Source organism: Advenella kashmirensis WT001, assembly GCF_000219915.2.
Classification (GTDB): Bacteria; Pseudomonadota; Gammaproteobacteria; order Burkholderiales; family Burkholderiaceae_B; genus Advenella; species Advenella kashmirensis.
Map to the genome: position 1 here is coordinate 23473 of NC_017965.1, position 26284 is coordinate 49756.

The 26284-nt window shown below is 45.5% G+C and carries 31 protein-coding genes and 1 pseudogene; 13 read left to right on the forward strand and 19 right to left on the reverse strand.

The annotated features are described in order from the left end of the window. Positions 1 to 39: 39 nt before the first annotated feature. From TKWG_RS20670 to TKWG_RS20740, 15 genes are all read right to left on the reverse strand, one after another. Complete coding sequence (locus tag TKWG_RS20670) at positions 40 to 732, reverse strand: virB8 family protein (RefSeq protein WP_014752723.1); 693 nt, start codon at positions 730 to 732, stop codon at positions 40 to 42. After that, positions 722 to 865, reverse strand: a complete 144-nt coding sequence (locus tag TKWG_RS23790) for a YajG family lipoprotein (RefSeq protein ID WP_014752724.1) — start codon at positions 863 to 865, stop codon at positions 722 to 724. Before TKWG_RS23790 ends, TKWG_RS20670 begins: the two co-directional genes overlap by 11 nt. A gap of 495 nt (positions 866 to 1360) precedes the next feature. Further along, positions 1361 to 2302 (reverse strand): type IV secretion system protein, encoded by a 942-nt coding sequence (locus TKWG_RS20680; protein WP_014752726.1) that lies wholly within the window; start codon positions 2300 to 2302, stop codon positions 1361 to 1363. Between the two features lie 26 nt (positions 2303 to 2328). Then, positions 2329 to 2616 carry a hypothetical protein gene (locus TKWG_RS20685; protein WP_014752727.1) on the reverse strand — a complete coding sequence of 96 codons (288 nt, stop codon included), beginning with the start codon at positions 2614 to 2616 and terminating at the stop codon, positions 2329 to 2331. An 84-nt stretch (positions 2617 to 2700) separates the two neighbouring features. Continuing rightward, positions 2701 to 3342, reverse strand: coding sequence for a type IV secretion system protein (locus tag TKWG_RS20690; RefSeq protein ID WP_014752728.1), 642 nt, complete (start codon positions 3340 to 3342; stop codon positions 2701 to 2703). Positions 3343 to 3445: 103 nt separating this feature from the next. Continuing rightward, positions 3446 to 4303 (reverse strand): VirB4 family type IV secretion system protein, encoded by an 858-nt coding sequence (locus TKWG_RS26770; RefSeq protein WP_322786649.1) that lies wholly within the window; start codon positions 4301 to 4303, stop codon positions 3446 to 3448. Next, positions 4300 to 5826: a VirB4 family type IV secretion/conjugal transfer ATPase gene (locus TKWG_RS26775; RefSeq protein WP_322786650.1), complete on the reverse strand. Its 1527-nt coding sequence runs from the start codon at positions 5824 to 5826 to the stop codon at positions 4300 to 4302. Before TKWG_RS26775 ends, TKWG_RS26770 begins: the two co-directional genes overlap by 4 nt. Beyond that, positions 5735 to 6166, reverse strand: a complete 432-nt coding sequence (locus TKWG_RS20700; RefSeq protein ID WP_014752729.1) for a VirB3 family type IV secretion system protein — start codon at positions 6164 to 6166, stop codon at positions 5735 to 5737. Before TKWG_RS20700 ends, TKWG_RS26775 begins: the two co-directional genes overlap by 92 nt. 18 nt (positions 6167 to 6184) lie before the next feature. Then, the gene (locus TKWG_RS20705) at positions 6185 to 6508 is read right to left on the reverse strand and encodes a TrbC/VirB2 family protein (RefSeq protein WP_041710590.1); all 324 of its coding nucleotides are present in this window, start codon (positions 6506 to 6508) and stop codon (positions 6185 to 6187) included. Between the two features lie 332 nt (positions 6509 to 6840). Continuing rightward, entirely contained in the window at positions 6841 to 7605 is a 765-nt protein-coding gene (locus TKWG_RS20715; protein ID WP_238534459.1) for a lytic transglycosylase domain-containing protein, read from the reverse strand. Positions 7606 to 7607: 2 nt separating this feature from the next. Then, positions 7608 to 8021 (reverse strand): hypothetical protein, encoded by a 414-nt coding sequence (locus TKWG_RS20720; RefSeq protein WP_014752732.1) that lies wholly within the window; start codon positions 8019 to 8021, stop codon positions 7608 to 7610. A 54-nt stretch (positions 8022 to 8075) separates the two neighbouring features. After that, complete coding sequence (locus TKWG_RS20725; RefSeq protein WP_014752733.1) at positions 8076 to 8672, reverse strand: TrbM/KikA/MpfK family conjugal transfer protein; 597 nt, start codon at positions 8670 to 8672, stop codon at positions 8076 to 8078. After that, the gene (locus tag TKWG_RS20730; RefSeq protein ID WP_014752734.1) at positions 8638 to 9402 is read right to left on the reverse strand and encodes a nucleotide-binding protein; all 765 of its coding nucleotides are present in this window, start codon (positions 9400 to 9402) and stop codon (positions 8638 to 8640) included. Before TKWG_RS20730 ends, TKWG_RS20725 begins: the two co-directional genes overlap by 35 nt. Before the next feature lie 45 nt (positions 9403 to 9447). Continuing rightward, the gene (locus TKWG_RS20735; RefSeq protein ID WP_014752735.1) at positions 9448 to 9963 is read right to left on the reverse strand and encodes a hypothetical protein; all 516 of its coding nucleotides are present in this window, start codon (positions 9961 to 9963) and stop codon (positions 9448 to 9450) included. 488 nt (positions 9964 to 10451) lie between these two features. Then, on the reverse strand, positions 10452 to 10799 hold the full coding sequence (locus tag TKWG_RS20740; protein WP_032492227.1) for a helix-turn-helix transcriptional regulator: 348 nt from the start codon (positions 10797 to 10799) through the stop codon (positions 10452 to 10454). 112 nt (positions 10800 to 10911) lie between these two features. On the opposite strand from TKWG_RS20740, the gene TKWG_RS22885 reads away from it, so the two are divergent. Then, entirely contained in the window at positions 10912 to 11151 is a 240-nt protein-coding gene (locus TKWG_RS22885; RefSeq protein ID WP_014752737.1) for a transcriptional regulator, read from the forward strand. A gap of 522 nt (positions 11152 to 11673) precedes the next feature. Here the strand turns inward: TKWG_RS22885 and TKWG_RS20745 are convergent. Continuing rightward, the gene (locus TKWG_RS20745) at positions 11674 to 12039 is read right to left on the reverse strand and encodes a hypothetical protein (RefSeq protein ID WP_032492226.1); all 366 of its coding nucleotides are present in this window, start codon (positions 12037 to 12039) and stop codon (positions 11674 to 11676) included. A 311-nt stretch (positions 12040 to 12350) separates the two neighbouring features. Beyond that, a complete protein-coding gene (locus tag TKWG_RS20750) occupies positions 12351 to 12704 on the reverse strand; it encodes a hypothetical protein (protein ID WP_014752739.1) in 354 nt (117 codons plus the stop codon). Between the two features lie 429 nt (positions 12705 to 13133). Here TKWG_RS20750 and TKWG_RS20755 point away from each other — a divergent pair, with 429 nt between their 5' ends. From TKWG_RS20755 to TKWG_RS23450, 7 genes are all read left to right on the forward strand, one after another. After that, a complete protein-coding gene (locus TKWG_RS20755; protein ID WP_014752740.1) occupies positions 13134 to 13466 on the forward strand; it encodes a hypothetical protein in 333 nt (110 codons plus the stop codon). 534 nt (positions 13467 to 14000) lie between these two features. Next, positions 14001 to 14429 carry a LexA family protein gene (locus TKWG_RS20765; RefSeq protein ID WP_014752742.1) on the forward strand — a complete coding sequence of 143 codons (429 nt, stop codon included), beginning with the start codon at positions 14001 to 14003 and terminating at the stop codon, positions 14427 to 14429. Continuing rightward, positions 14426 to 15697 (forward strand): Y-family DNA polymerase, encoded by a 1272-nt coding sequence (locus TKWG_RS20770; protein ID WP_014752743.1) that lies wholly within the window; start codon positions 14426 to 14428, stop codon positions 15695 to 15697. The genes TKWG_RS20765 and TKWG_RS20770 overlap by 4 nt, the downstream gene beginning before the upstream one ends. 768 nt (positions 15698 to 16465) lie before the next feature. Then, on the forward strand, positions 16466 to 17509 hold the full coding sequence (locus tag TKWG_RS20775) for a replication initiator protein A (protein ID WP_014752744.1): 1044 nt from the start codon (positions 16466 to 16468) through the stop codon (positions 17507 to 17509). Positions 17510 to 17664: 155 nt separating this feature from the next. Next, on the forward strand, positions 17665 to 18309 hold the full coding sequence (gene parA / locus TKWG_RS20780; RefSeq protein ID WP_032492223.1) for a ParA family partition ATPase: 645 nt from the start codon (positions 17665 to 17667) through the stop codon (positions 18307 to 18309). A gap of 3 nt (positions 18310 to 18312) precedes the next feature. Further along, entirely contained in the window at positions 18313 to 18570 is a 258-nt protein-coding gene (locus TKWG_RS20785) for a hypothetical protein (RefSeq protein WP_014752746.1), read from the forward strand. Between the two features lie 57 nt (positions 18571 to 18627). Next, the gene (locus TKWG_RS23450) at positions 18628 to 19098 is read left to right on the forward strand and encodes a hypothetical protein (RefSeq protein ID WP_032492222.1); all 471 of its coding nucleotides are present in this window, start codon (positions 18628 to 18630) and stop codon (positions 19096 to 19098) included. Between the two features lie 17 nt (positions 19099 to 19115). On the opposite strand, the gene TKWG_RS20795 is transcribed toward TKWG_RS23450, so the two are convergent. Further along, a complete protein-coding gene (locus tag TKWG_RS20795) occupies positions 19116 to 19742 on the reverse strand; it encodes an SOS response-associated peptidase (RefSeq protein ID WP_014752748.1) in 627 nt (208 codons plus the stop codon). Between the two features lie 82 nt (positions 19743 to 19824). Between TKWG_RS20795 and TKWG_RS20800 the strand changes: the two genes are divergently transcribed. From TKWG_RS20800 to TKWG_RS20815, 5 genes and pseudogenes are all read left to right on the forward strand, one after another. After that, positions 19825 to 20727: an SH3 domain-containing protein gene (locus tag TKWG_RS20800; RefSeq protein WP_014752749.1), complete on the forward strand. Its 903-nt coding sequence runs from the start codon at positions 19825 to 19827 to the stop codon at positions 20725 to 20727. A gap of 130 nt (positions 20728 to 20857) precedes the next feature. Further along, positions 20858 to 21289 carry a hypothetical protein gene (locus tag TKWG_RS22890; protein ID WP_238534460.1) on the forward strand — a complete coding sequence of 144 codons (432 nt, stop codon included), beginning with the start codon at positions 20858 to 20860 and terminating at the stop codon, positions 21287 to 21289. A 433-nt stretch (positions 21290 to 21722) separates the two neighbouring features. Further along, the gene (locus TKWG_RS20805; protein WP_014752750.1) at positions 21723 to 22046 is read left to right on the forward strand and encodes a hypothetical protein; all 324 of its coding nucleotides are present in this window, start codon (positions 21723 to 21725) and stop codon (positions 22044 to 22046) included. 58 nt (positions 22047 to 22104) lie between these two features. Beyond that, positions 22105 to 24300 (forward strand): phage integrase family protein, encoded by a 2196-nt coding sequence (locus TKWG_RS20810; RefSeq protein ID WP_014752751.1) that lies wholly within the window; start codon positions 22105 to 22107, stop codon positions 24298 to 24300. 141 nt (positions 24301 to 24441) lie between these two features. After that, positions 24442 to 24695 (forward strand): annotated as a pseudogene (locus TKWG_RS20815) (DUF1153 domain-containing protein). A gap of 434 nt (positions 24696 to 25129) precedes the next feature. Here TKWG_RS20815 and TKWG_RS20820 read toward each other — a convergent pair. Further along, on the reverse strand, positions 25130 to 26056 hold the full coding sequence (locus TKWG_RS20820) for an MBL fold metallo-hydrolase (RefSeq protein WP_014752753.1): 927 nt from the start codon (positions 26054 to 26056) through the stop codon (positions 25130 to 25132). Positions 26057 to 26284 lie beyond the last annotated feature (228 nt).

The window sequence follows — 26284 nt, forward strand, 5'->3', positions numbered from 1 at the left end:
TTTTCCTCTCGCCCTTACTGAGTCGCAACCGCTCTTAAGCTAGCTTAAGCTCATGACCTGAAATCCCAACGGATTTACAAGGCGATCTTTTTCAGTGATCGGTTTATTGACATACCGGTACGCAATCGTCGCCAGCATGCGTTGTGGTGGTGGCGCTTTGGCCTGGTCGGCGGTCAACATCTTTACTTTGCGCTCAAACCGCACCTGCGCCACATCCCCCACCCAGCTAACACTAATTACCCGAACATCAACGCGAGCCTTATCTTTAAGCACCTTATAGGGTGCAGCTGGCGATTCAAAAAGGCCCGCTATATCATTTTGAATCTGAGGCGAACTCATGAGCATGGATGCGTCATAGCCTGCCTGAACGGTCCACCAATCGTAACCCTCACGAAAGCGGATGTACTGACCGAGCCAGAATTTATCAATGGCCTCGTCATACTTGAGTTTCTTAATATCCCGAACCGAAGTCACAATGTCAGTCGCACCGGTATTGTTATCCACCCGAAGGACAAACGGCTGAACAGATTTCAGTGGCGTCAGACCAATCACAGCCCCTACTGCCAAGACAGAAATGAACATGCTCACCCCTGCGACACGCCAAGCAACCTTGTTATTGCGCTTGACTGCCTCAATCTGTGAGCGTTCAAATTCCTGCGCTCTCTGGATAAAAGTAATCGCCTCCTGGCGCGGCGAAGCCTCGGCCTTTTGTTTTTTCTTTTTAAAGAACATGGCGCACCTCACCTTTTATTTCATAACCTTGATTGATCGGAAAGGGTGTTCCCTTTGGTTCCGGGGCTGGCGTGTGGCTGGCGCATGCAGCCAGGAAAACCAACAACAGCGCACTTATAAATAGCTTTTTCATTACTTACTCCTATGAGCAAAATTTTTTTTGTCAAAGAACAAATCGATTATTAAGGACGAAAAAAAACCGCATCAAATGCGGTTCTCTGTGTGAGAGTTACTAATGTGCCAGCGATTGGCTACCTAGCATAAATGTCGTTTAGCTCATCGAGGCCCCGCCAATGTAGCCATCCAAAAACAGAAAAGGCAAATACTGACAGTGTGAACGTTCTAACTGACCACCCATCATCAAAATATGAAAGACTCCAAGCGCCAAAAGTCCAGTTTGCTGTGAACAGAACACACATAATCAAGCAGAATACAGGGTATCGACGCAACCACATCATGAGCATAAAAGCACCCAAGAATACAAGCCAAGACTTAACGACAAAGCCCGCCAATCCTGCCAACCAGGTCAATTCAAGATTGAACAACAATGACATGCCACGATTCGACCATTCACGGCGAATCGCCCGGCGATGGGCCGTCTCTAAAGCACTTCTCATCATCATCTCCTTTATTCACCGCTGGCCCGGTTATACCCACGACCAGATCCGCCTGACCCTCTATTAGCGATTTTGTCAAAGGTACGACTGACGAAACCGCCCATCCTGCCAAAAGTTCTACTATGTGTATCGGCCATAGCTCCACCGGTCAAAGCGCCTGCAATGCTAGGGATACTCAATGCTGCCATCAAAAAAATCACCGTCATAACTAAAAGTTGAGAAATAGCTTTCCATGCCTCAACTAAATCCCATGAACCCGATTGATTTGCCCATTCATCAACTGTACTTTGCACAAAGCTACTTTGAATCACACTAATCAAAGTCAAAAGCGCAATAGTCACCGTATAGTTTAAGCATTGGCCGATCCAATTCATTGAATATTGACGTGTCCCTGGGAATAGTGCTGCGCCTAGAAATAGTGGCCCAACCATCAACGTTAATGCTAGACAAACCTTAGCTATTAAATAAAAGGCATACGCCACCATAAACAGCAGGTATCCCAATATCATTGTTATTAACTTTGCTCCATATACAGCCAGATGCGTTTGGATTTCATACCAAGCTTTATCCTCTGATATTTTATCCAAGCTATAAATCATCATATCTATGCTTTTCAGTCCTGTCTCAACTGCGCTAGGCCCGCTATTTGTATATCCGAATAGACTGCTTAACTGATCTGGAAGTGCATATATGATTGCCGCAATCTTGGCATAATTACCGGCATTAAAAGCAAAGGCAATAATGAGAAGCCAGACTAACACTCTCTTTGAAATATCTACAATCGACTCATCAAACCCTTTGTTGTAATAATAAAATGTCAGTAAAACAACATATAGGCTCAGACCGAGCGAAAAAATAGGGGCAATCCCTTCTATGAATTGCCCCGTTTTTTCAAAAAGATCTGACCCGAGCTTCGAAGTCATTAACTCCGTTATATCTGCAATGATGCTCATGGCAATCCTTTATTCATAAAATCAGCTCATCCGCAAGCTGCCTTGTCATAGTATTTTTCGCAAACATTCTGTCCCAGATTTTTTTTGCAATGCTGCGCTTCGCTTTTGCTATTCTTACCGAACAGTTCAGCACCACGTTTACAATTGCCGAGTTTTATATCCTTATTCATAACCTCGCCTTCTTTAGGCATTGGCGTACCTTCTGGAATAGATTGACCGGGTGGTGTTGGTGGTGTCTCTGCTTCTGCCTTTTCTCCGCAGCCCATCAGAGCAATACTTAAACCAATCGCACCAGCAATTAAAAAACCACGCATGTCATATCCTTAATTCAGATGATAAAAATGCGATCAGTACATCCTGATCGCTTCGCTCAACCAATAGGATGCAACAATATAAAACTATCCGCAACTAGCAGTTGAACTTTTCGCCCATGCCTCTAGTGAGCAATTGTTATATTTTGCAAGCTTGCGGCTTTCTATTTCTTTCTGGTTTTCATGGAGTCTAGCCATCATGTCCAGCTTGACCTGTGTATTCATGATGGCTCCATTTTCTGTAGCTATCCGGTTTTGCAAATCTGCAGCGGCCTTCACATCCTCAGCCAAATCAATCTGCCCCATTAGTCCTTCAATGTTGCTAAGCCGAACCTTTGTGTCCTCAAAAGCCCGCTCTGAAAATTCTTGAATTGAAGCCAGATTTTTCAAACTGGCCTGTGGGTCGAAGCTTTTAATATCTGTAATACTGGAAACATCGACATTGGCCGCTTTATAGATATCTGCCCACTCAGAAGGAATTACGTCCTTGACAGTATCTTTCAAAAGATTGCCCATATTGCGGGTTCCAGTCACTGCCTTGACCTGGCTTTTCAATTGAGTAATTTGCGAGATCTGGTTATCAATCTGCGTTTTCATGTGCGTAATCTGCTCAGCCATTTGAGCTAGCGCCGCAGCGTCAATAGTAGGAACGCCCGCAGCGAAAGCAGGGCCAGACAAAGAAAAGGCCGCAATCAAAGCGGCCTGCTTAATAAATTTCAAAGTTCTCATTTTGATTTTCCTAGTAAAAAGAGAAATATACGTGGACTGCTATCTCAATTCCCCCTTGAATTTTGCGTATAGGGCCTGGTGGATTACGACAAGAACAATTGTGTTACGCAGCCTTCTTACGTCTGGCTTGCCGCGCTTCATGCAGCCGCTCTTTAAAGATGGGATACCAGACCTCAACCGGCACATCCCCCAGCTCATTCAAAACAGAATCCAAAATGGCTACATTGTTTGAAGAACCCGATAACACAGCCATTTCATCCTCAAATCCGTATAGATTCAGCGTCGCAAATGCTGATTGCCGGGACTGTCTGATTAAGAAAGTGCGGGATTCCAAGGTCAATTTGACTAGTTCCTGGTATTCCTTGAGAGTGATACCGCACCGATCATAGCTGCCCTTATATTCAGCATCAGGATTAGGCAAAAAGATCTTGGTCGGCGTCTGTTGCACAAGAGTCGCAAAAATCGGGCTGTTAATGGCATCTTCTGGACTTTGACTGTCCAAAATTACCCACCCGCCTAGTTTGCGGTCGGTTTTCAGGATTTTGAGCATAAATTCCTGGGTTATTTCAAACCTGGCCGGATACCAAAATTCCGTGATAACCGTCCCTAAAATACCGCCTGACTCGGCAACCCGCTCCATCATCAGAGAACGAAGATGAAAGAGGTACGCCAGCATTGGTTCAGTGGGTAAGTAGTCATCCTTGAGAATATCGGTCAGATCAAACCCGATTCGATAAAAATCATCCGGGTCAAAATCGTTAGATGTGTTATCCAAGCACCAGGCGTACCGCCCTCCTTCACTACGGCACCAGCGCGACAGCCGAGTCCTAAGACTGTCCGCATTACCCGGATCGTGCGGGATCGATTGCAGCAGAACACTGAAATTTCGATTACCAAAATCAATGGTGTTCATCAGGGTATCGACTGCCAACTGAATTTGCTTTTCTTCCGCTGCCGTCACCCTGCCCTCTGCATTTTTCCCGCATATACCGACAATTCGGTATATGAATTCTCGTGTTTTGGGGCTATCGGGCAACTGAAATGGGTTGCAGCCGGAAGGCTGGCCGTCTTTCGGTGCGTAATACGTACCTCCGGTGGCAACACAAACAAATAAGGGTTAAAGCGATCTGTAAAGGCTAAAAGCGCCGTTTCCAGTGTGGTTTTACCTGTCCCTGTAGCGCCCAAAATAAGCGTGTGACCGGCGATTTGGTCGCCTATGTTGTCCTCCTTCGGGTTAGAGAAGTGGAAATTAAAGTCATAGATCGTATTGGATATGGTTTGCAGTGGCATGACCGCTGAACCGTCCCCAATCGGGTTGCCCTGGCTTTTCCCATGAGAATAGTTGTGCATTCCGAACGACGTAGCCAGGTTGACCGTCGATTTCGGGAAACACCGAGGCTTGTGCTTAGAGCCTGGCACTTGGCTAAAATAAGTAGCCGGTGCCGAAAGACCAGCCTTGACAAACCGATACCCGCCCGAGTTCTGAAACCGGGTATAGACCCTAGCCCCGTTCTGAGAAGCTTGTTTTGCCGTGTCCCCATACACCACCAGGACACTGTGATATTCCCCAAACATTAATTCGCCAGAGGCTAAGCCACCTTGACCCGCCTTAAGTTCATCTTGTTGATCCAGGGCCTGATCTCCTACCGATTTAAGGTTATTCAGTTGTTTTTTGATGATCTCTTGCATTGCTGTTGAATCCACATAAACGAAAGATTGCGTTAATGTGAACTCGCAAGGTAGATCCAAAACACCGGTCAATACCTTGACCTTTGAAACCCCAAAATCCTTTAAATCGAATGACGTAGCAAAGCGGGTGCCGTTCTGGCTGCGGATTTCGCAAACATCTGAGCCAAAATGCAGATCCGAGCTGGCAAGCGTTTGATAGGCATCAACGTTCGATAGCGGTATATCTTCCTGAACGCCATTTATCAGAAAGCCAAAGAAAGAAAGCACCTCGGAAAACAAGGTGCCGTCCTGGTTCTGCCAAGCGGTAAGAACAACCGGATCATAAGGCTGCAAGCCTTGCATCAGTACAGTCTGCAAGTCTTGAGCCTCTTTAATCCCATCGTCAAAGTCCTCATATTTAATCAGACCCGTCAGATAGAAAATATTCTCAAAGTAATCCCCTGTCTGAAATTTTGCCAAATACTTGGCCGCAAACTCCTGGCAAAAGGGATTATCAAAGGCATATTCCCGGTCGAATGCTTTCTTGCGCCTTTGTAGGGTCGTCCATAGACCCAGACGCGACCCCAGCGTTTTACCTGCACCGGATAGCAGCCGTGCCAGCTGGGTAAAGTGTGCTTGCAGGTGCGTTTCATCTTCACTCTCAAAGGGCAAGCCCTCAAGCCGAATTACCAACCCGATATACCCTGTCTTGATATGAATCAGGTCAGCGGTGATATGTTGGGATATTTTCGGCAGGAACATATCGCCGGAGGTCTGTTTTTTCAGTATGTTGTTCAACAAATCGCTGATAATCATTTAAATTTCTCCCGAAATGGGTAGCCAAAATAGTGGTCGTCCCGTTGAAAATGGCCGCATTGCGCCGATAAAACCAGCACATCAGCTCGTAGCCAATAATTTTTAATGCCTGGTCATCGTTGCTTGAGACTGTTTTCATAAAAATGACCACAGGTATGGGAATCAGCATGAAAAGCAGCGCCTTGCCCTTGAGAACGCTCATAAGCAGCATTGTCAAGGCAAGGCTGCCCCCCATCACTAACGCCAGTGGAATTACTGGTATTCCCAAAACCAAGGCTGCACGACCCAGCGCGTTGAACGTGGGATAGCCTTTTTTTTCATATTGTTTATCGTCTTGCATGGGTGGGCCTCCTTACCGTTAGAAGCTGATTGAACCACCTGATGTGAAAATCCACGTCGCAGCGGTAATCGCCGCGCCAGCTCCAAAAATCCACAGGCTCATTTCCAGTACATCGCCCCATGTCTTGCGACCTGCAAATCCTTGGAACAAGCACCACAAGAGGGCTATGCAAGCCAATAGGCCCACGACCAAATATATTCCGTCGCGGATGCTTTCTATCATTGAACCTGCCTCGTTGGCGAAGCCCTGGGCCATCGCCATCTGCGATATAAGCAACAAGCCCACCATCAAAAAGGACTCAACCACCTTACGAACAACGTTGTTTGATACGTGTGTCATCATAATTTCCTTGAAATACAAATATTAAGAACGAAAAAAAACACCCGCTTGGGGTGTCTGATACTTCAAAAGAACTCAAATTGTCTGCTGTTTACTATGTTGTCACTCTCTGCTATTTCCCTCCTTCGATTAGTATGGATTGTGTGGCGTCGTGTGGCCTTCTATTGGCATTCCATTGAGCGCACAGTAACGATTCATTTACTTCCATGATGCCCTGAGCATCTGACCGTGAGATTTCCAAACTATCCACAATCAACTCACAGATCTGATTTTCCCATTCGATAAATGTCATTTAAGATTTCCAATAGTTAAATAGTTATATAGTTATTTAACGACTACCAATCACCAAAAGCATCCCAACCTGCTGCCTCGCGCTTCTCGGGGGCTTGTGTGGCAACAGCGCGATCCGATTCAGCTTGGCGCTTTATCTTGGCGGCAGTCGGGGTTTTCTTAACCATAGCCTTAACAGGCCCCTGTAATGGCGTAGTGACACTAATCGCAGGAATCCGTAATTTTTGCTCCTCGCTATTTTGGGAAGCGGCTAACTGTATTCGCTTCACATAGGGCGGCTGCCCTTTGAAATCCTGCCTAAAGCCAGTTCTGAAATTACCGCTGTAATAGCACGATAAGGCTTTCTGCAGAGCGACTTGCGAATCAACAGAACCGGCCCGGTTAAAGCAATCCTCAAGGATTTGAGCACCGGTTTGCAGGTTCTGGCAGGGTTCAAAAACCGTTTCATAGGTCAGGCCAAATTTAGGCAGATTGTATTTATTGATCTGTGCCAGACCCATGCTGAAATTTTTCCCGGCCTTGTGCAACGCCTTTACCGTCGCAATGGCATCTTCCAGTGTCTTGGGCTGCGACACAACGCCATCCACCACACCAATAGCATAGGGATTAAAACCACTTTCCCTGCGGACCAGCGCCTGCATGGTACTGGCATGCACTGTAGGCGCACATTTTGCCGCCAGCTGGTTAAATGTCAGCTCTGGGGCATCTTGAACCGGCAGCGCCTCCTGCACGGCTAGCGCCGGGCGCAGCAAGCATAGCCCGGTCAACAACCCGAATACAGCCACCAACATGGCCTTGAATGCTTTCATATTCATCCTCTCATCTGAAAATACATCATCCCCACACCGGCCAGGCTAAACACGGCCACCGCCAGGGCGACCCCGGCCAGGACTCGCAGGCGCTGTACACCACCCAATGCCCTGCGTACCACCCTGCCCTCAATCTGAACCGCAACCTGCTGATTCTTGGCCAACAGCTCCGCAATCACTCTTTCCCGGTACTGCGCCAGGTCGGCAGCCATCGCATTGATTTTTACCAGGCGTTCGTCCAGCTGCGCTAAAAATGCCTGATCCTGATCGGCCCGGCTTATGTTTTGCTGCTCAAATGCCCGCTGCAAGCTTTTCTCTTGCAACAGAATGAGTGAAAGCAAGGGATCATCAGGAGACAGTTTTTGTTTTGTCTGGGTAAAAACCTCATTTACCAGCTCGTCGGTCCTGGTCTGCATACTGTGTTTCCTTCAAATAATCGGGCCAGCCACCTGGACCGGCCCACCCTTCAATTACTGCGGTGGAGGATCGACATAATGCCCATCCTCTTTTTCTACCCCGACATAAATTGGCACAACGCCTTGCGTGTATTCGTTTTCTTCATACACTTTGCAATAAGGGGGTAGTTCATTTTTTACATACTCCACCCGCTCGATGCGCACCGTATCATCATCGTTGTTCCATTTGCTCCAACCCTTGTCTACGATTTTTTTCTCGTAATAGGCTTTGTTCAGGCTGTTCAGAAACTTAGCATCGCAATTTCCCGCGCCTCTGGCAATGGCATTGATCAGCGCCGGTTTATGGTATTGCGTAAATTCCGGATTACTATCAGTAGGACATATGCTTAGAAAATCGCGCCGAGCCTCAAAAGTTTTGTCCGGGCGGGTGAATTTGATCGAAAAATAGCGGCGTAGATAGCCCTGGCATTCGCTTTCACCGCGCCCGGCTCCGCTGGCTAAACACAGTAATGCACCGCAAGAATCTTTCTCGTCACCGGACAGTTCTTGATCCGCATGAGCCGGAAATGAAAAAGCCGCCAAACTGGCGGCTATCGTGACCATCAGAGCAGGCAATTTATGCTTGCTTGTCTTTTTCAGCAGGAACATCATTTTTTTCTCCTAAATTAATAGCATCCAACTGCTCGTAAATACTGCGCTTGAAAATCAGAATCCGCTGTTTATTCATAATGAAAAACTTCTCTGACTGAGCCACTTCATCAAATGTCAAATTCTGTTCTGTCATGCTTCGGATATCCTTACCGAAAGTATCCTGGCTGCGGTCGGCAATCTCCACAACACCAAGAATTTGGCTTTTGTATTTTTTATAAATGGCCCGATCTTTAAAGGCATCAACCGTTTTATCAATCTGACCATGATGATTATTGAGCCAGACGACAACAGGGCATTTCAGCTCATCCAGGACAACGCTAAGGCCATATGTCGTATCTTTTAGGGCCTGACCGCCCTGCATGGGAACATGCATCACCATATTGATGCCCGAGTCCTTGAAAAAGGCAGGTACGTTGTTCTCTTGCAGATAGTCCATAAGCGGAACAAATGAAGATGCGCCATTATCAATAACGCCCTGACCGTCCAGCTCAATTAACTGATTCATCAACTGATCAAACTGGCTACCATCAATTTTCTTGTTTTCAGTAAGGATATTGATTGTTTGAACGCTCAGTCCCTGTATCTGCGAAAAGCTTTTGTTGACGGGATCGGTATCAAAGCAATGCACAGGGGCGCCAGAAGCATGCCCAAGATATTGCGCAACGATTGATGAAATAAATGTCTTACCTACCCCACCCTTGCCTTGCAAGACGAAATGTACTGTTTTCATGTATATCCTTTGATATAAAAAAACCGGCTATTTAGCCGGTGCGCATTACCAAAAACGCTTATGTCTATAGATTTCCCTCTGATCCTTGGCTACGTACAGCTCAAGGCGTGTGGTACTGTCATTGGCCTGGAAAATATCAAAAGTGCAATCATTGACTCTTTCAAAATGGATTTCCCAGGGGATAGATTTGTGATTTGTAGCCCGTATACGGAGCCACAAGGCCGCCCACTCTGTTCTATCAACATTACCTATTCCCCTTCTTTTGGGAGTCCAGACGATGGCTCCTTTTTTCAAATTGCGTGACAAAAAAGGGTCTATTTCGATAACAGAAGGCAGCGAAACCAGGTTATTGTTAAATGAACCTAACACCCTTTTCCAGGGTTCAAAACCGAACTGAATACCACCTATAAACTGCAATTCAAATTTTCTAGGTCGCCATTTGACAACGCCAAATTGCCTGTATTCGTCCCAATCAATCTGTTTCCGAGGGAGAGAAAACGGCGGTTTTTTTATGCTTTTAGATGGAGGACGAAGAAATTTTTCAGCCGCTAATACTTGCATATATCACCATAATGTTTTTATCGCTTCAGAATTTACCAAAGCGCACTTACTTGGTAAGTGGCTTATCTGCCGTACCTGTTCCGGCCTGTCAGGTCGATTACGTAGTTTCATCGGTTGGAGCCGATCATTTCTAACTGCGAATATTCACGTTCGCCGCGACCATTGCGTGTGCGCCATCGTCTTGCGCTTTTAGCCAGCTGGATTATTAATCTCAAGCCGCCATCTACTGATAGCTAATAGGGTTTCGAGTCAGGCCCCTGGCGAACCTGGACAGACCGGTCGGGCAAAGCGCCTGCCGGGCTGACTAATCACATCGACATGTGACCTATTTGATAAATTGTTAAAGAGCCAATGGCGTTAACCATTGACTCTAGTTTAGTTTATCTGAACACTTTTAGTAAAGCAATGCTGACCTAAATATTTAGTTTTACTTAACTTTTATTGCAACAAAATACTACAGGACAAGCCCGTAGCACTTTTACGAAGGGTTATTTATTGTTGTCGTCCTTAGAAACGTCAAGTCCGATCTGTTTTGCAGAGATCTGAATGACCGTTTCTAGCTTGATAAGATCTCGATCATCGATCTTTCTAACCTTGTCCAAAGAGAGTTCATGGAAAGGCCAATGCGCCTTTTCCAAGGCAGCACTTAATCCAGGCAAAAGCTCTCTGTAGCCAGTCACTTCTATTATCTTTAATAGTTGCGCAAAGCTCGGCTCATGAGCTCCAGATTCCCACATAGAGATATTGGCCTTGGACTTCCCCAAGTACTCTCCTAGCTTCTCCTGGCTCATATCTGCATGATGACGCGCAGAGCGGATCCATTCATTTAATTTCATCCCGTAAGTGTAAAGAAATACTAAAGTTTTAGTATCAAGAATTACTTTACACTTTATTGAAATAAATATTCAGATAATCTAAACTTAGTGTGTCCTTATCAAGTTGAAATTTATGAAAAAGAAAAACCCTCGTATCGAAGAATCATTAAATGCTGCGGCAAAAGCTGTAGGTAATCAAGCCAGGCTGGCCGAGCTATTGGATGTATCCAGCAGCGCCATTTGGCAATGGAAACAAAGCGAGGTCCCGCCTGAGCATTGCCCTGAGATAGAAAAACTGACTGGGATCCGCTGTGAAAACCTTAACTCAACCGTAGATTGGTCGTATCTGCGCGGAACAGAACCGAATAAATAGTTATTTAATTATTCAACTATTCAGTAAATTTTCCGCTTCTTTAAAATGCCTGGCCATCACAGTGCCAAGCCATTTAATAAAGCGCACTCACCCATATAGTAAGTGCTCTGCCGTATCTATTCCGTACTGTCAGGTCGGTTCTGTAAGCCAAAATAAATTGTCTTACCGCGAATATTCACGTTCGCCGCGACCATTGCGTGCACGCTATCGTCTTGCGCTGTTATGCCTGATTCGTACTAATGTAATTCCCTCCCTTTAGTACAAATCCCCTTGCTTTGAAGGACTGCTGGGATTCTGTTCAAGGCTCCCCGGCTGACGCCTCTCCATATCGCTGGAACGCAAAATATACCCGTTCCAGGGTCTGGTTTATCACCTCGACAGGTGATTATGTCTGCAACAGATTAAAGAGCGTTCTTATTAATTGAGAAATACTATCGTACCCTGTAATTTGTTGCAATATTTTTTTTAAAATATATAACTTCTATATAAATATTAAAAATAAAGACCGTCTAAAACGGCCTTTTATTGCATCTTCTTTTGCTTTTTAAAATGACTTTTGAGTTTTATTTTGAAAAATGCCTCGATTTCCTCTTTGTCTAAAGAGTCCATTTCACAGTACTGGCGAAACGTCATTGCTTTGAAAGGCCATAGATCCTGTTGTGGATCTGGAGGTAAATCAAACCATCCTGGTATATCCAGCCGCCCTTCTATCTGATCTATCTTAGCCTCGGAAATTAATTGCTTACCTGGTGTTCCTGGCTCTGCGACCAGGTGGCTAATTGTTCCGGGATGCAAATCAACCATTTGCGCGAATTTGTATTTAACCCCATTGGCATACTCGTCAATGAGCTTTAGAAGTTTCTGGCGACGGATTTCAAATTTATCCATAGGGAAGATCAGAAAAATGCGGAAAAAGCGCCTCACACCTCAGTAAAGGACGGTAGACAGGCAAATATTCCAGGGGTTGATAAAGAGAGCAACGCATAGTCGAGCCAGTAAAAAGCCACATGTTACAGAAAGTAAGATGAAAAGTGTTTAATTGTGATGGCTTTCACGCGAGACTGGCCATTAATATCGATTGTCATTTTATTTCATTTGAAATATAGGCTGATAGAAACAACAAAGGCGGCGCTGCTCTATGAAACAGACTGCCGCCTACCCTTAAAGTTAATTTAACCTAAAGTCCCGCTATATGGAAATTAGGACTTACTCAGGAGTTCATCCACATTGATATGATCCGGCACCCAGGATGGCTTTGACGGATCTACTGGTTTTCGGGGTTCGCTCGATGCATCAGCAGCTGGGACTGGCCGCTGCCGTTTGCTCATATTAGTTTGCTTTTTCTGCGGCTCGTTATCTGCATTTCTTTTGACGAAGCGGTGCAACGTCGATTGGTTCACAACAACGTCATTAAGCGCCAAAAATTCAAGAATTTTTCGCTCCGTAAAGCCCTCGTTTTTGAGCTTGATAATGGCCTCCCGAAAAGGCGTGAGCTGTGAATATTTAGCCGACCTCTCCGAAGCATTCATTTTGATAAATTCATCAACATGCATAGACCAAACCCCATTAATGCGCAGTATTTAAATTAAAAAGCATATATTATGCTATCACATTCAGTATTAATGCGTCAAAATGCGCTTAAATGCACTTAAATGCACAATATTCCCATGTGATGCTGAATAATTGTGCAATATTTCGCAAATATCGAACATAGAATATGCATATTATGCGCATAGCCTATACAGTATCGCGCCAGCCACTAACCACAAAAGCACCACTAAAGGACTAGATGCAGGATAGGGACTTTGCGTAAATGCAAGTTGTCCCGTTTTTTTTCGCGTGCGAAAAGGCTTGCTCGCACAAGCTGGTCTATCAGGAAGATGTGAAGGTTTAAAATAATTGGGCACTATATTAGGCTTAAAATGTGGCCCTGTAGCAGAAAACTGTATCCTTAAACCTTTACACCGACTTACGGCACAACGATGATAAAAACTATTTGGCTATCTTATGATTTGGGAGTCCAAGGTGATTACGAGGGGCTTTACCGATGGCTCGACAATAAAAAAGCCTCTGAATGCGGGGATAGTCTAGCTCACTGCAAAATTGATATTCCCGACGATCAGGTTGTACCCTCTTTTGTGGCTAAAGAACTAAAAAACAATGTCAAATTCACAAACAACGATCGAGTTTATTTGATCTGGCGACCAGAAGAGGATGCTTCAAGTTATATTAGGGGCAGATTCATAATCGGCAAGAGAAAAGGAGCGCCTTGGAAAGGGTATGGTGATCAAGAGCAGACACAGGACGATGAATAAATGGCAAAGACAGTGTTGGTTGATACCTGTTACTGGATCGGACTGTTCGACGAACGTGACCCGCTTCATAATTCTGCGTTAAAACTCGAACCGCAGCTTAGACCCCACACTCTATTGCTTCCTTGGCCTACTCTGTATGAATTCGTCAATACTCGCTTTACGAAAAATAAAAAAGGAGCTGCCCTTGAACATTTTAGAAAATACGTTGAGGGTGGAAAAGCTCAATTAGTCTGTGATCTCCCATATCGAAATAACTCGCTACAAATCGTCTTTGATAACCGGCGCGGCCATTACAGCCTCACGGACGTCATACTACGATCCCTTATGGAAGACGTAAACGTTCCAATTAATGCACTAGTGACATCAAACGATAACGATTTTCACGATGTGCGAGCAAAACGGAATATCGAACTATTAGTTATTTAAATTCGTGCTTTTATTCCCGGCGCGGTATTTGTGACAATCAAGATTTTCATAAGCAAAGCCCTTTGGTTTGGTAGATAATACTGTTTTTATATACAGTATTTTTAAGCCATGAAAACCTACCTTGACCTGCTTCCCCTGGTGGAAACCTCGGCCAGTGTTGGGCTGATTGTGTGCAAGACGCCGGCAGGCTTTCCGTCCCCTGCCCAGGATCTGGCCGTGAACCGGATCGACATTGGCGAGATCCTCGTCAAGAACCCTACCTCCACCTTTTACCTGTGCGTCAAAGGCCACTCGATGAAAGAGGCAGGCATTGAAGACGGCGATCATCTGATTGTCGATCGATCCCTGACAGCCAAGCACAACAGCATCGTTATTGCCGAAATCGACGGCGATGTGACAGTAAAACGGCTGCACAAGAAAAACGGTGTGATACGCCTCAAAGCCGCTAACCTCACCTACCCCGACATAGTGCCGGTTCCCGGCCAGGAATGGATGATTTGGGGCGTTGTTACGCACGTTATCAAGGATATGCTATGACCTATGGGCTGATTGACGGCAATTGCTTCTATTGCTCATGTGAGCGCGTGTTTAGGCCGTTCCTGAAAGGTAAAGCCCTTATCTCGCTGTCCAACAATGACGGCTGTGTCATCTCTCGGACGGACGAGGCCAAGGCAATGGGCATCAAAATGGGCCAGCCGTGGTTTGAGATCAAACACCTGGAAGAAAAGGGACTGATGGCACTTTCTTCCAATTTTGCGCTGTACGGCGACATGAGCGACCGCATGATGAGCGTTATCAGCCGATTTTCGCCCCGCCAGGAGATCTACAGCATAGACGAGAGCTTTGCTGATTTCTCCGGGATTACCGAGGATCTGAGCGCCTACAGCCAGAAAATCCGGGCTGCGGTCTTGCGCGAAACCGGGATTCCCACCTGTGTGGGCATCGGCGCCACCAAAACCCTGGCGAAACTGGCGAATCACATTGCCAAAAAGCAGCCGTCCTGGTCCGGGGTGTGTGACTTGACGCAGCTGGACCGATACCAGCTGGCCGACATTATGAAAAATATCGAAGTCGGTGAAGTCTGGGGCATCGGCAGGCGCATTGCCAAAAGGCTAAACGAGCTGGGCATTTATACGGTTTTTGACCTGGCCCGCATGAAACCCGAAGCAGCCAGAGCCGAATTTTCCATTGTGGTGGGTAAGACCGTGCAAGAGCTGCGCGGGATCTCGCGCATCGATCTGGAAGAAGTGGCCGACCCTAAAAAGCAGATAATCTCGTCACGTTCCTTTGGTTTGCCAATGACTGACCTGGCCGGGTTGCAAAGCGCCCTGTCTGAGTTTGTCGCCATCGCCTGCAACAAACTGCGCGGGCAAAATTCGGTGGCCGCCAGTATGCAGATATTCATTCGCACTAGCCCCTTTGACAAAGGCAAGCAGTATGGCAATAGCCGCCTGGTCACCCCGCCCTATCCGACAGCTGACAACCTGGTGTTTACCAAACATGCACTTAAGGCGCTTGACGCAATCTGGCGGCCAGGATTCAAATATAAAAAGGCGGGCGTCATGCTGATGGACATATCGCCTGCCGATGCGGTCCAGGGTGAGCTGTTTCCCGTGGAACCAGAGCATGGTAAGCGGGCGCAGCTGATGGTGGCCCTGGACGGCATCAATGCTCGATATGGCCGAGGATCCGTTAAAACAGGAAGTATCGGGTTTCACGACCGGGAGCATTGGTATATGCGCCAGGAGCGCAAGAGTCAGGGATATACAACGAACTGGGACGAAGTGCTGATAGCTAGAGCCTAATTACAGCCGTTTTAAGCGTTTTTTTATAAAACCCAAGGGTTGGTACGGGTTTGTTAGAAAAAACGTCTCACGCTACGGCTCCGCATGCCGCAGCCGCATTATTACACTTCCATTACCCCCTATTCTGCCAAACCGAAAGGGAAAGGGGGGCCGTTTGCGGGGGAAACCGTAGGTTTCCACAAAAGGGGTCGAGGCCGCGACCGAAGCGTTAGCGTAGGGAGGACAGGGGAACCGGCACGGTTCCCGCGGCCAGGGCCTTACGGTTTTCCTGGGATAGTCTAGCTTTGCTCAGTGTTGGGGTTAGGGTTAATAAATCCCGCTTTAGCGGGACATGAATTAAAAGGCTTTTATCCTCAAAGGGCGAAGGGAGCGTAGCGACCGAAGGGTTAGGCGGAAATCCGTTCAAATTTGGTACTTTTCCACAGAAAAATATCGAGCCTGTTCTTATTACTATTTATTAAAGCTTATTAAGGGTTTTGAAACCCGCATGAATAAAGGCTTACGAGGGAGTTTGTGCAGGTGAAATGCCGATAGTGTGCAGGTGAAATGCCGATAGTAGTTGCCTGATTGATCAAAAAATAAGCATATTGGATCTAATCTCTTGAATCTTGTTGCTACAGAGGTAGTTTGCAGCTAGAATGCCGATAAAGTGCAGGTGAAATGCCGATAGTTTCGTACTTTAGCTGCACTAAAGAAACGAGCCAAAAAGATGGTGGAACATCTCCTTGGCTCTAACCACAAACCCTTGTTAGAGAAGGATTTACGGCTATGGACGATTATAGCAATATGGGTAAGGAATACAGCCAATCTTTTTGGGAAGAAATCGAGCAGCTAGAAAATATAGGCATGGAAGAAGTTAGCCAGATTATTAGCGAGAATATGTCTGTTTCCCTTCCTGAAAAATTGCTTCTTAGAAGAATAAAAGCTCGGGATGATTCTATAAAAGGAGAAACGGAAAAAAAGCATCTGTTGCCGGAGCGGCACCAAGACGGTGACTTTTTTATTGCTGATGGTATCGATTTACCCTATGTCAGGGATGATATAGCGAGCATGGAGTACCCTATTTTCGCTTTAAAGGCTGGTGATACAAGAACCTTGCGGTTTGATCACAATAATGTCAAAACTGTGATTACAGCAAGTGCAGAATACGGCCGAGCAACTATTTTTGATAAAGATGTTTGGATTTACTGCGTTTCCAAGCTCATGCAGGCTAAGTTTAAAAATCTACCGATTAGCCGCAATATTCGGTTTTCAACCTATGACTTCCTTATTTCCACGAACCGACAAACAGGCGGGAGCCAGTACGAACAGTTTAAGCAAAGCCTGGAACGTCTTTCTGGCACTCGGATCTCAACAGAAATTGAAACTGGCGGTTTAAGACAGGCCGATTTTGTAGGGCTAATTGATAATGCCAGGGTGATAGAAGAAGACATTCAAGGTAGAACAGTAGCTGTTGAAATCACCCTTCCCAATTGGCTCTATCGCTCCGTTGAGCATAATGAAGTATTAGCAATCTCCAAGGATTATTTTCGGCTCCGAAAGCCCATCGACCGTAGAATTTATGAAATTGCCCGTAAACATTGCGGCAATAAGCCCGAGTGGAAAATATCACTTGAATTGCTTCACAAAAAAACTGGAATTACCGATGTTTTACGTAATTTCAGGGTCGCTATAAATTCCCTTGCCAAGGCTGATGTATTACCCGATTACCACGTCAAATTTGAAAAAGAGAGTGATAGCGTAATTTTCAGCAATAGAGACCCTGACATTGGTGCAAAGGTCATGCTCAAACGGGCGAACTTATTCAATTAAATAATTATTCAATAATATGATTATGTTGTTAATTAAGAACATAACTATATAGTTACTTTGTTATTTATTATAATAGTTATACTACTAGATGATTATTTAATTATATAATTGATTAATCGTATAGTTATTCAACTAAACCACGATATAGAGCGACCATGATAATTTCATTCCTTAATCAAAAGGGTGGCGTTGGTAAAACCACTCTAAGCATAAATGCAGCCTATGCATTAGCTGACCAAGGGTACAAGGTCATTCTGGCCGACAGTGACCCACAGCGTAGCTCAATGGCTTGGGCTAGCGTTAGAAACAACGCTAATAAGCCGTTATCTTTCAATGTGATTGGCATTGACTCTGGAAGCATGCGCGAAACCTTGACTCGCATGAAGCAACAAGATGGGTACGACTTCATCGTAATTGATGGTGCACCCAGAATGACCGACTTGGCAAGGGCAGCAATCATCATTAGTGATCTAGTCGTTATGCCAATGCAAGCGTCGGGCTTTGATCTATGGGCGACCGATGAACTTAAGTCGATGATTGAAGAAGCAAAAATTTATAAACCGGAAATCATCAATGCCGTGTTGCTAAACCGCGTTGTTCCAAATACGAATTTGGCAAAAGATGTTTTGGCCGATATGCAAGAAAATGGCTGGACCTTTTTCGATACGGTAATTGGCCAGCGACAAAACTTTGCAAACGCTGCCACCCAAGGGCTTACTGTTTTTGAAGTGCCCAACAGTAAAGCTGCTCAGGATGAAATCCTGTTTATGGTCGATGAAATTTTAAAATTGAAGGATTAATTAATGGCTATCCCAAAACCAGAGACGATACGTAAAACGAGCCTACAGCCATCCATTGATAAAGCTGCCCAAGATTGGATTGACCAGGGTAGGGAAGAAAAAAAACCGGTACCAACCGCTAAAGCACGTCAGACCACAACTATTATTCTTGATGCTGATTTACATACCAAGATTAAGGTTTATTGCGCTCAGCAAAAGGGGATGAAATTCAATAATTTTGTTGAAGAAGCACTAGAAGCATATTTGAAATCAAAACTTTAGATCATAACCATATAGCTATATTGTTAAATAATTATATAATTGAATAACAAAAGGAAAATGATGCGTCAAATTTCATTTTGGCTACTCGCCACCGCGAGCCTCAACTGCTATGCTTGGTCGGCAACATCTGATGACAAATGGCGCTCTGGTTGGGGGCAGGGGGTCTCAGAGCTTCAAGTTACACAAGGATCTGGTAACAAAATTGACGTAACATGCGCCTCTCCAACGGACTTACCCGGGGGCAGCACAGTGAAATTTACTGTGGCAGGAAATTCAGTTGAAAGCGGCGAAATCCTAACTATCTTTGATAATGAAAAACCAGAAACCTTTCAAACAAATTCACGTGGTTATATTGAGTCGAGTAGCCGCGCTTGGGCTTCAAATTTTACATATCTACTCGAAAAATTTAAAAAACATCGCAAAGTATATGTACGTTTCCCTGATGGTAATGAAGCAACATTTACATTGAAAGGGGCTTCAAAGGCTATCGTAGACAGTGATTGCAAGGCAGCTTTCTATTATTATTGACATTACGTTGACGTAAATTATCGTAATACCTCATAAGCAAATGCTCCGGGAGTCTCATAAGGATGAAGCAGGCTTTCTGCCAGGTCAGGAGCACCAGTAAGCCAAGCATCGTACTCATGCGCTGGCAGCACTAAGGGGGACCGATCATGAAGCGATTTAATTGGGGAATTCTGGCCAGGCTCGACAGTGAGCATAGAAAAAAAACCAGTGACTTCGCCTGTTTCTTTATCTATGGTGTCCTCGTAGATCCCGGCTGCACCAAAAGTAGGGCGGTCTGGCATAAAAATTCGGACCTTAGTTTTAACGCCACCGTTAATTTCTGGGACTTCGGGCCACTCAAACCATGCATTTAAAGGAATAACACAACGCCTTTCTGCAAATGCTTTTTTGAAATTTCTAGTTTTTGTTATTGACTCGGACATAGCATTTATAAGGTTTTTCTTTGTTAATTTTCCCGTCTTGCCAGGCCAATACCGAATGAAACCCCAATGCCTGAGCTGAACCTCATAGATACTCGTGCCAGTTGCCATGATAACTGGCGCTTCATTAGTCGGTCGAATGTCCAAATCGGGCTGAACTTCCGGCCATTGAACAAAATCAAACTCTTTACCTATAGGTCCAGTGAATTCGTATCGGCCACACATGATAACCTCAGATTATTAAAATTCAGTACTGTTTAAACTGTTGCCTCTGTACAGCATAGCAACATCATTTTTTAGAATATTCATGAGCAAAAAAACAATTAATAGTTTCGATGACCAGTTAATAGCTGCATGGGAAAAGAGTTCATTTGCATTGCGGGAAATGAAAAACGTGAATGCAATCACAGCACAACTTACTTCGCAGACTGATTTTACAACGCATATTAAAGAGATCCTTAGCTCTAAGCTACCCATGGCTGCCAATGTTGATAGGCTTATGCAGTCACACCCCGATTTATATTCGAAGCTTCAAGAGTTTGGAGACCCCGAGCATAAATTTGCAAAATATTATTTCGATCTCTTAGTTACCACCGGATTGAGACAAAGCAAAAGTCTAAAATCTTTCTATGATGCCTTACCAACATATAAACATGTTGATTTTATCGACAGTGTTCACGTCGATAATAATGGCGATGTATCCATCGGCAGTGATACGGTTTCTTTGACTAGTTTTGATAAAGAACTAGAGACACTTCCAAGCGCAGAGTCTGAAAGTAATCAAGAAGCGTACCAAAAATTTATAACATGGTTTAATACGCTAAGCAAAGGTGCGCAGTTCGTTCTTCTTTTAGTTATTCAATATTGGATGTCAGTTATTGCTAATGTAACAACCCCATTGCACAAGGACTGGGTATCTAAATTCATTGGCATAGACAATCGCGTTGCAAAAAAAGAAATCCTTAATGAAGTGCGAGAATTTTACCGTCCATTGGAAGTTGAAAATTATCGCTTTGTAAGTGCTTCAACCTTGAATGTTCGTGCTTCGAATAGTGATCGATCGGAAGTAATCGATATTTTGAATTTTGGTAAAAGCATTATTTTTATTGAGAAAAATAAAAGTTGGTCGCTGATTAAGTACGTCGATCCTGATGGTAATATTAAACAGGGTTGGGTATTTAGCAGATATTTACATAAACTAGTGAAGTAAGAGAAATTCTGTGTCCGCAAAATATTTTGAAGACGTTGTATATAACTCAACCATAATTTCTTTCGAACACTTAGAGCCATTCACATTCCAGTTTCAGAGTATTAAGGCGAACAGAACATTACGTGTACACGTGACCTTTACAAACCATTGTTTTACACGCGGTATTTATGAAGATGAACCTGCTGATAATGATCTTTTGTTTGACACGGATACAGCTCGACCGCGTGTTTTTTGCCCCATAAGATGGGAAAATTCAAAACGATTAAGAGGCATAATTGAAGAACAATTGAATCAACCTAGTACTAAGGTATTTGAAACAAACGCATCAAAAAATTGGGTATATTCAATAAAGATTGATAACCCAGCAGGGCCGTATCATTTATTCTTTTCCGTTTCTCGGACCAGCGGGGAAAAGAAAAAAATACAAGATCTTAATTTGGTTGTTGAAAGTGCGTATCATGAAAAGCCAGAAAAAGGCCCTCCAGTCACTTTGGGGAGAATGACGTTTTGGCTGGTATGTACGAATGTCTTTTTGAATCGTCCTACACATACCAAACGCTAAAAATAGAAAAAAAAGACCCGGACACCACTTGCGAACCGCCTTGCGCGATTACGGCTTTCGCCGCTGGGGAGCGTTCTATCTCATCCGGTTGGTCGCTCCGACTACAACCATAATATAGCATAATGTTGTAAAAAATGCAACACCACCTCTTATCCTAATAAACATGCCAGTGTCTTTTGAGTGTGCCTAAACGTCATAGCCCCGCAGAGCGGGCTTTTCCATATAAAGCATGATCTATTTGTCACTGACTTAGATTGAGGATCTATATGTCATTTCTTTCAAGACGAAGTAGTTAATAACTATAATTATTAACTATATGATTATTGTGCGAATAATCAGTTTTGCGTAAAATAGGAAGGCTATCGAACCGGCCAGTATATTTATACCCAGATGAAAATTAGCTAGGTTTTATTGCGCCTACCAGGAGTTCATCATGACCACGCAGCGCCATCCCTCGAATGGATCTCCGTTGGCTAAACAGCAGGGGGCATTGCCCGGCGAAGTAAGTGCCGTACCTACGGTGTTATCTGATGAAATAACACCGCAGTATTGGGTCAACGCCGAGACGGGGCGATACTATGCGGCACGCCTGGCGATGAATTTGTTTGGCCAGTGGGAGCTGGAGCAGGCCTGGGGCAGTCTATCGAGCCGACGAGGTCGACGGCGCTATGTTCCCCTGGCCTCTTTTGCGCAAGGCCAAGCCCAATTGCAGATCGTGGCCCAGCGGCGTCAGCAGCGCGGCTATACTTCAAAATAATATTAAATGAACATGTAATGAATATTCAAACACTATTCTTTCTCATTCAGGAATGTTGATGGCCAGCGTCAAAGAACTGCTGCCGGTGCGCAAGATCGGCCTGCACCACATTGCGTTTTACCGGGCCTTTTTTGAAAACACCCTCAATCTGGCCGATATTGCTGATCAGTATCTGGAGACAGGCCGTAATCTGGTCGATGCGCGCCATACCCTGATTCTGGTTCAGGATGCGCTACTGGTCATCGGCGCTCGCAAAGGCAAAACTCCTGAACAGCTGGCCCTCTTAAAACTGCCGGCCAGTGTGCGCAAAAGCGTCACCGAGACGCAAAAAATGCTCGATAGGCTACGGGGGATAAAAATGCACATCGCCGAACAGGTGCTTTCACTGGATCCGGCCGAGGCGGCAGCACCCATCTCATTTGAGGACTTTATTGCCACGTTTGACCCGGACAATGTGCTGGGACAAGAAGAGCAGTTGTCGTTTTATTATGCCGAAGTCGGCGGCAGTCTCAGCTCGGCCACCGAGGAGGCGACACGCGAAGACCGCGAACGCCTGTCCCTGGTACCTGAGCGCGAAGACGACAACCTGTCTGAGGCGCAAAAAGCGCTGCAGGCGCTGCATGTTAAAAATCTCGAACGGCGGCTGGCCATTATCAATGCCTTGGCCAGTGAATTGACCTCGAATCCCACATTGGATGATCCGGTGGCGGGATGGTTTCATCCCAAAGTAGCCAACAAATTGATTCGAGCCCAGCTCGATACGCTCGGAAAATTGGTGGATTTTGCGAACGAATACGGCTGGTGGTGGTTCAGACATGTAAAGGGGCTAGGACAAGTGACGGCGGTCAAATTGACCACCTGGTTAAGCCAACACGAGCATTTTTTTGAAAAGCAGATCTATCAGCATGTTCTCAAAAAGACCAACGTACTGCCCGGCATCCTCATAAAACGGGTAGATTCTCCCGCCTTGGCGCCAGTAGACCTGGCTGCCTCTACTGATTCAACCATCACTGTCGAGGGCAGCCATCAGATTGAGCCGCTCGAAGCATTACGCCTACCTGGTCAGCTCGATGGTCAGCAAGGCAGCAACCGTGCACCGCGGCAAAACAACCGATTGTCTGCCAACAATGATTATGAAGCCATTCATGAATGGCTGGCGCTCTATAAAACCCATACGTATCAGTCCTATCGTAAGGAGGCCGAACGGCTCTTGTTGTGGGGTTTGTTTAATATGCAAAAGCCGCTATCTTCATTGACAACGGCGGATCTGGTGCTCTTCCGAGACTTTTTATGCAATCCGCAACCGGCCAGCCTGTGGGTGGCGTGGCGTAAATATCCACGTACCCATGAAAAATGGCGGCCCTTTGTGAACCCCAATCCACCGCCTGATGAGGCAGCAGCCCTGAGTGTAGATCCGGGCCAGGCGGTCGAGATAAAGGGTTCGATGAGTCGGGAGAGTATTGCGCATACGCTGACAGTGCTGGGAGGATTGATGGAATTTTTAACGAGCCAACACTATCTGCTGTCCAACCCTTTTAAAGGGCTACCGAAACTGGCTTCAAATCGGAGTATGCGCGTCAATCACCGGATTAATCGGCGGCTGTGGCAACGGATTCAGGATCGGTTGGATCAGGTCCCGGTAGCCGATACGGTGGCGTATCGCACGGTGTTTGCGATTCGATTCTTTTATTTGACAGGCTTAAGGTTGTCCGAGTTGTGTGCGGTCAAGATGGGCGATTTCCATGTTCAGGAAAACGATGAAGGCAATCTGGCTTGGTTTTTGTCAATCAAGGGAAAAGGGGCACGGTTCCGAGACGTGTATCTGGTAAAACCTGCTTTGAATCTATTACAACAATATCTAGCAACTCTGAGACTAGAGTCAGACCCAAGGTTAAATGAGTTGGATCTACCACTCATTGGGTACAAAAAATGGAAAGACGAGGATCGGAAGCGGGAAGAGCGGGTCGCGAGATTCCCTATTTACCATACGGTGATATATGCGGATATTAAGCGGATCTTAGGAAAAATAGCCGAAGAGATTGAAATGAACGCGCCATTTGATGCGCAGGCTTTGAGAGAGATTACCCCGCATTGGTTGCGTCATACCTTTGCCTCGATGCTTGTGAAGACCACACCCCTGGCTCAGGTGAGAGACATGTTGGGACATGCTAGTATTCACACAACCAGTTTATATTTAGGCACCGAGAAAGAAGAAGGAGAGGGAGCAATGGAACGGGCCTTTGGTGCAAACTGAAACATCAGTTAAAGTAAGTATAAGTGCAATCGTATACTGACCCAGTGAAAATTGCACATGTGATAAGAGTAGAAATCACAGATGGGTATGATCATGGAAAACGAAATCAAACGCTAGACAGCCAAGTGCAAAAGCGCGCTAGTGCTGGACATCACTCAGGGTAAAACCACGGTAGCCGAAGCCAATCGCGCTTATGATCTATCGCCTCCCGAGGTGGATAACTGAGTGGGGATGCCAAACGGGGCATGGTAACGCCCTGTGAGCCCATCTGCCTGGATATCAAAGAGCAGTATGAGCGTCAGCTCAAACAGCTGCAAGAGGCATTTGGAGAAGCGATGCTGGAGCTTCGTGCTAGAAAAAAGCTGCAGTCCCTGTTGGACGAGGACGGCAACTGATCGAATCGATCCGACAAGGACTGAAAGCTGATGGATACACCGGTTCGATGCTTGATAACTGCATCGGGGGGCAGTAAAGTCAGCTGGAAAGACTGTAAGCCTACATCGCAGCCGGTGTATATCGCAGACCCGCTGCTGCCTGTGGCGCAAAAGCCTTTTCCAGCAATGACATTGTCTCCGGGCTTAGCTTAATCTGGCACGCAGCCATATTTTCATCAAGACGCGCTCCCGGAAGGCTAGCAAATTCCCTCGAAAGTGCGTTCCGGACTTGAGGCCGTTTATCTCGAAAAGCACAGAACTCGTGTTCATCCCCTGTTCTGGATGAACACGAGTTCTGACTTTCGCGCATTTTCCAGTGTCATCGGTACCGGGCGTACCCCCTGCAATGTATTAGTGGTTTTGAAGTGCCAGCATTCTTTCAAACTTCCCTGAAATTACCACTTCATTTCGCCAGTCACCACTTTTGCACTCAGTTCGAGTACGTTTTCCGAGCCCAAGTTGGGAAATTTATTCTTCATTACGGAGATTAACTCCGTTGAATTTTTCGCTTTAGCTGCTTCTGCTTGAAAAGTGCGGATATAGTTTGAGGTGAAATCCACTGAGCGTAAATCTTGCGGTGCACCGGGGATGAAATGCCCTGGTACTACAACTTCAGGACCCAGACCGCGGATGATATCTAAGGTCTTTAGCCAATTGACTTGCGCTTCAGGTGTGCGAGCATCGGCCATAAATAAGTGTCTTCCCCCATGAACTGGAATACCCCCCAAGACTGTTTTAATTGAAGGTAGCCACAGATAGCTACGATAGGGTTCAGGTCCGTCTAGATCCATAATTTTTATGGTTTGATCTTCCAGCATTAAAGTACTGCCTTGTACAGGCTCGGGGATTACGATGCGTTTAGGGCCATTAGCGCCTAATTTCGGTGCCCAGACTTTCAATTTTCCTTCATATGTTTCCTCAATCCGCGCAACGGTTTGTGGGGTGGCGAGGATTTGAGCATCGGGAAAGGCTTTCTGCAGCACATCCAGACCGAAATAATAGTCTGGATCACTATGGCTTATGTAAATGGTGACTAGTCGTTTACCGGAGTCTTTGACCAACTTGACCAATTTTTGTGCATCTGCCGCAGAGAACTGGGTATCTACCAGTATAGCGTCGCGCTTTCCCATGATTAACTCGGATGCGACCGGAAACATCGCTTGAGGCCCAGGGTTGAATACTTCAACCTGCAGGCTTTGTTCATGGAGTTGAGAACTCGTAGTTTGTTGAGTTGACGCTTTGGCAATTGTTGTCACTGCTCCAATCGCGTTTAAAGAGACACCAAGAAGGGTCATATAGAGAAAAGGGCGGAGAATGTTCATGCAAATTTCCTATGTGTAATTGAAATTGCTTGGGCTGACAAAACCAATTTAATTGACAGACATAATTGGGCGTCGTAGGGCTTATGATCTGTAAACGTCGAATCTTTCCATCAAAAAATAATACTCTCTATAGAGTTCATTTTTCTGATGAACCAGTAATATTCATATTAAGTTCCAAGATGTTTACGGAGCGCATCAATTACGAACTGCAAGTGAGCTTCAAGTGAA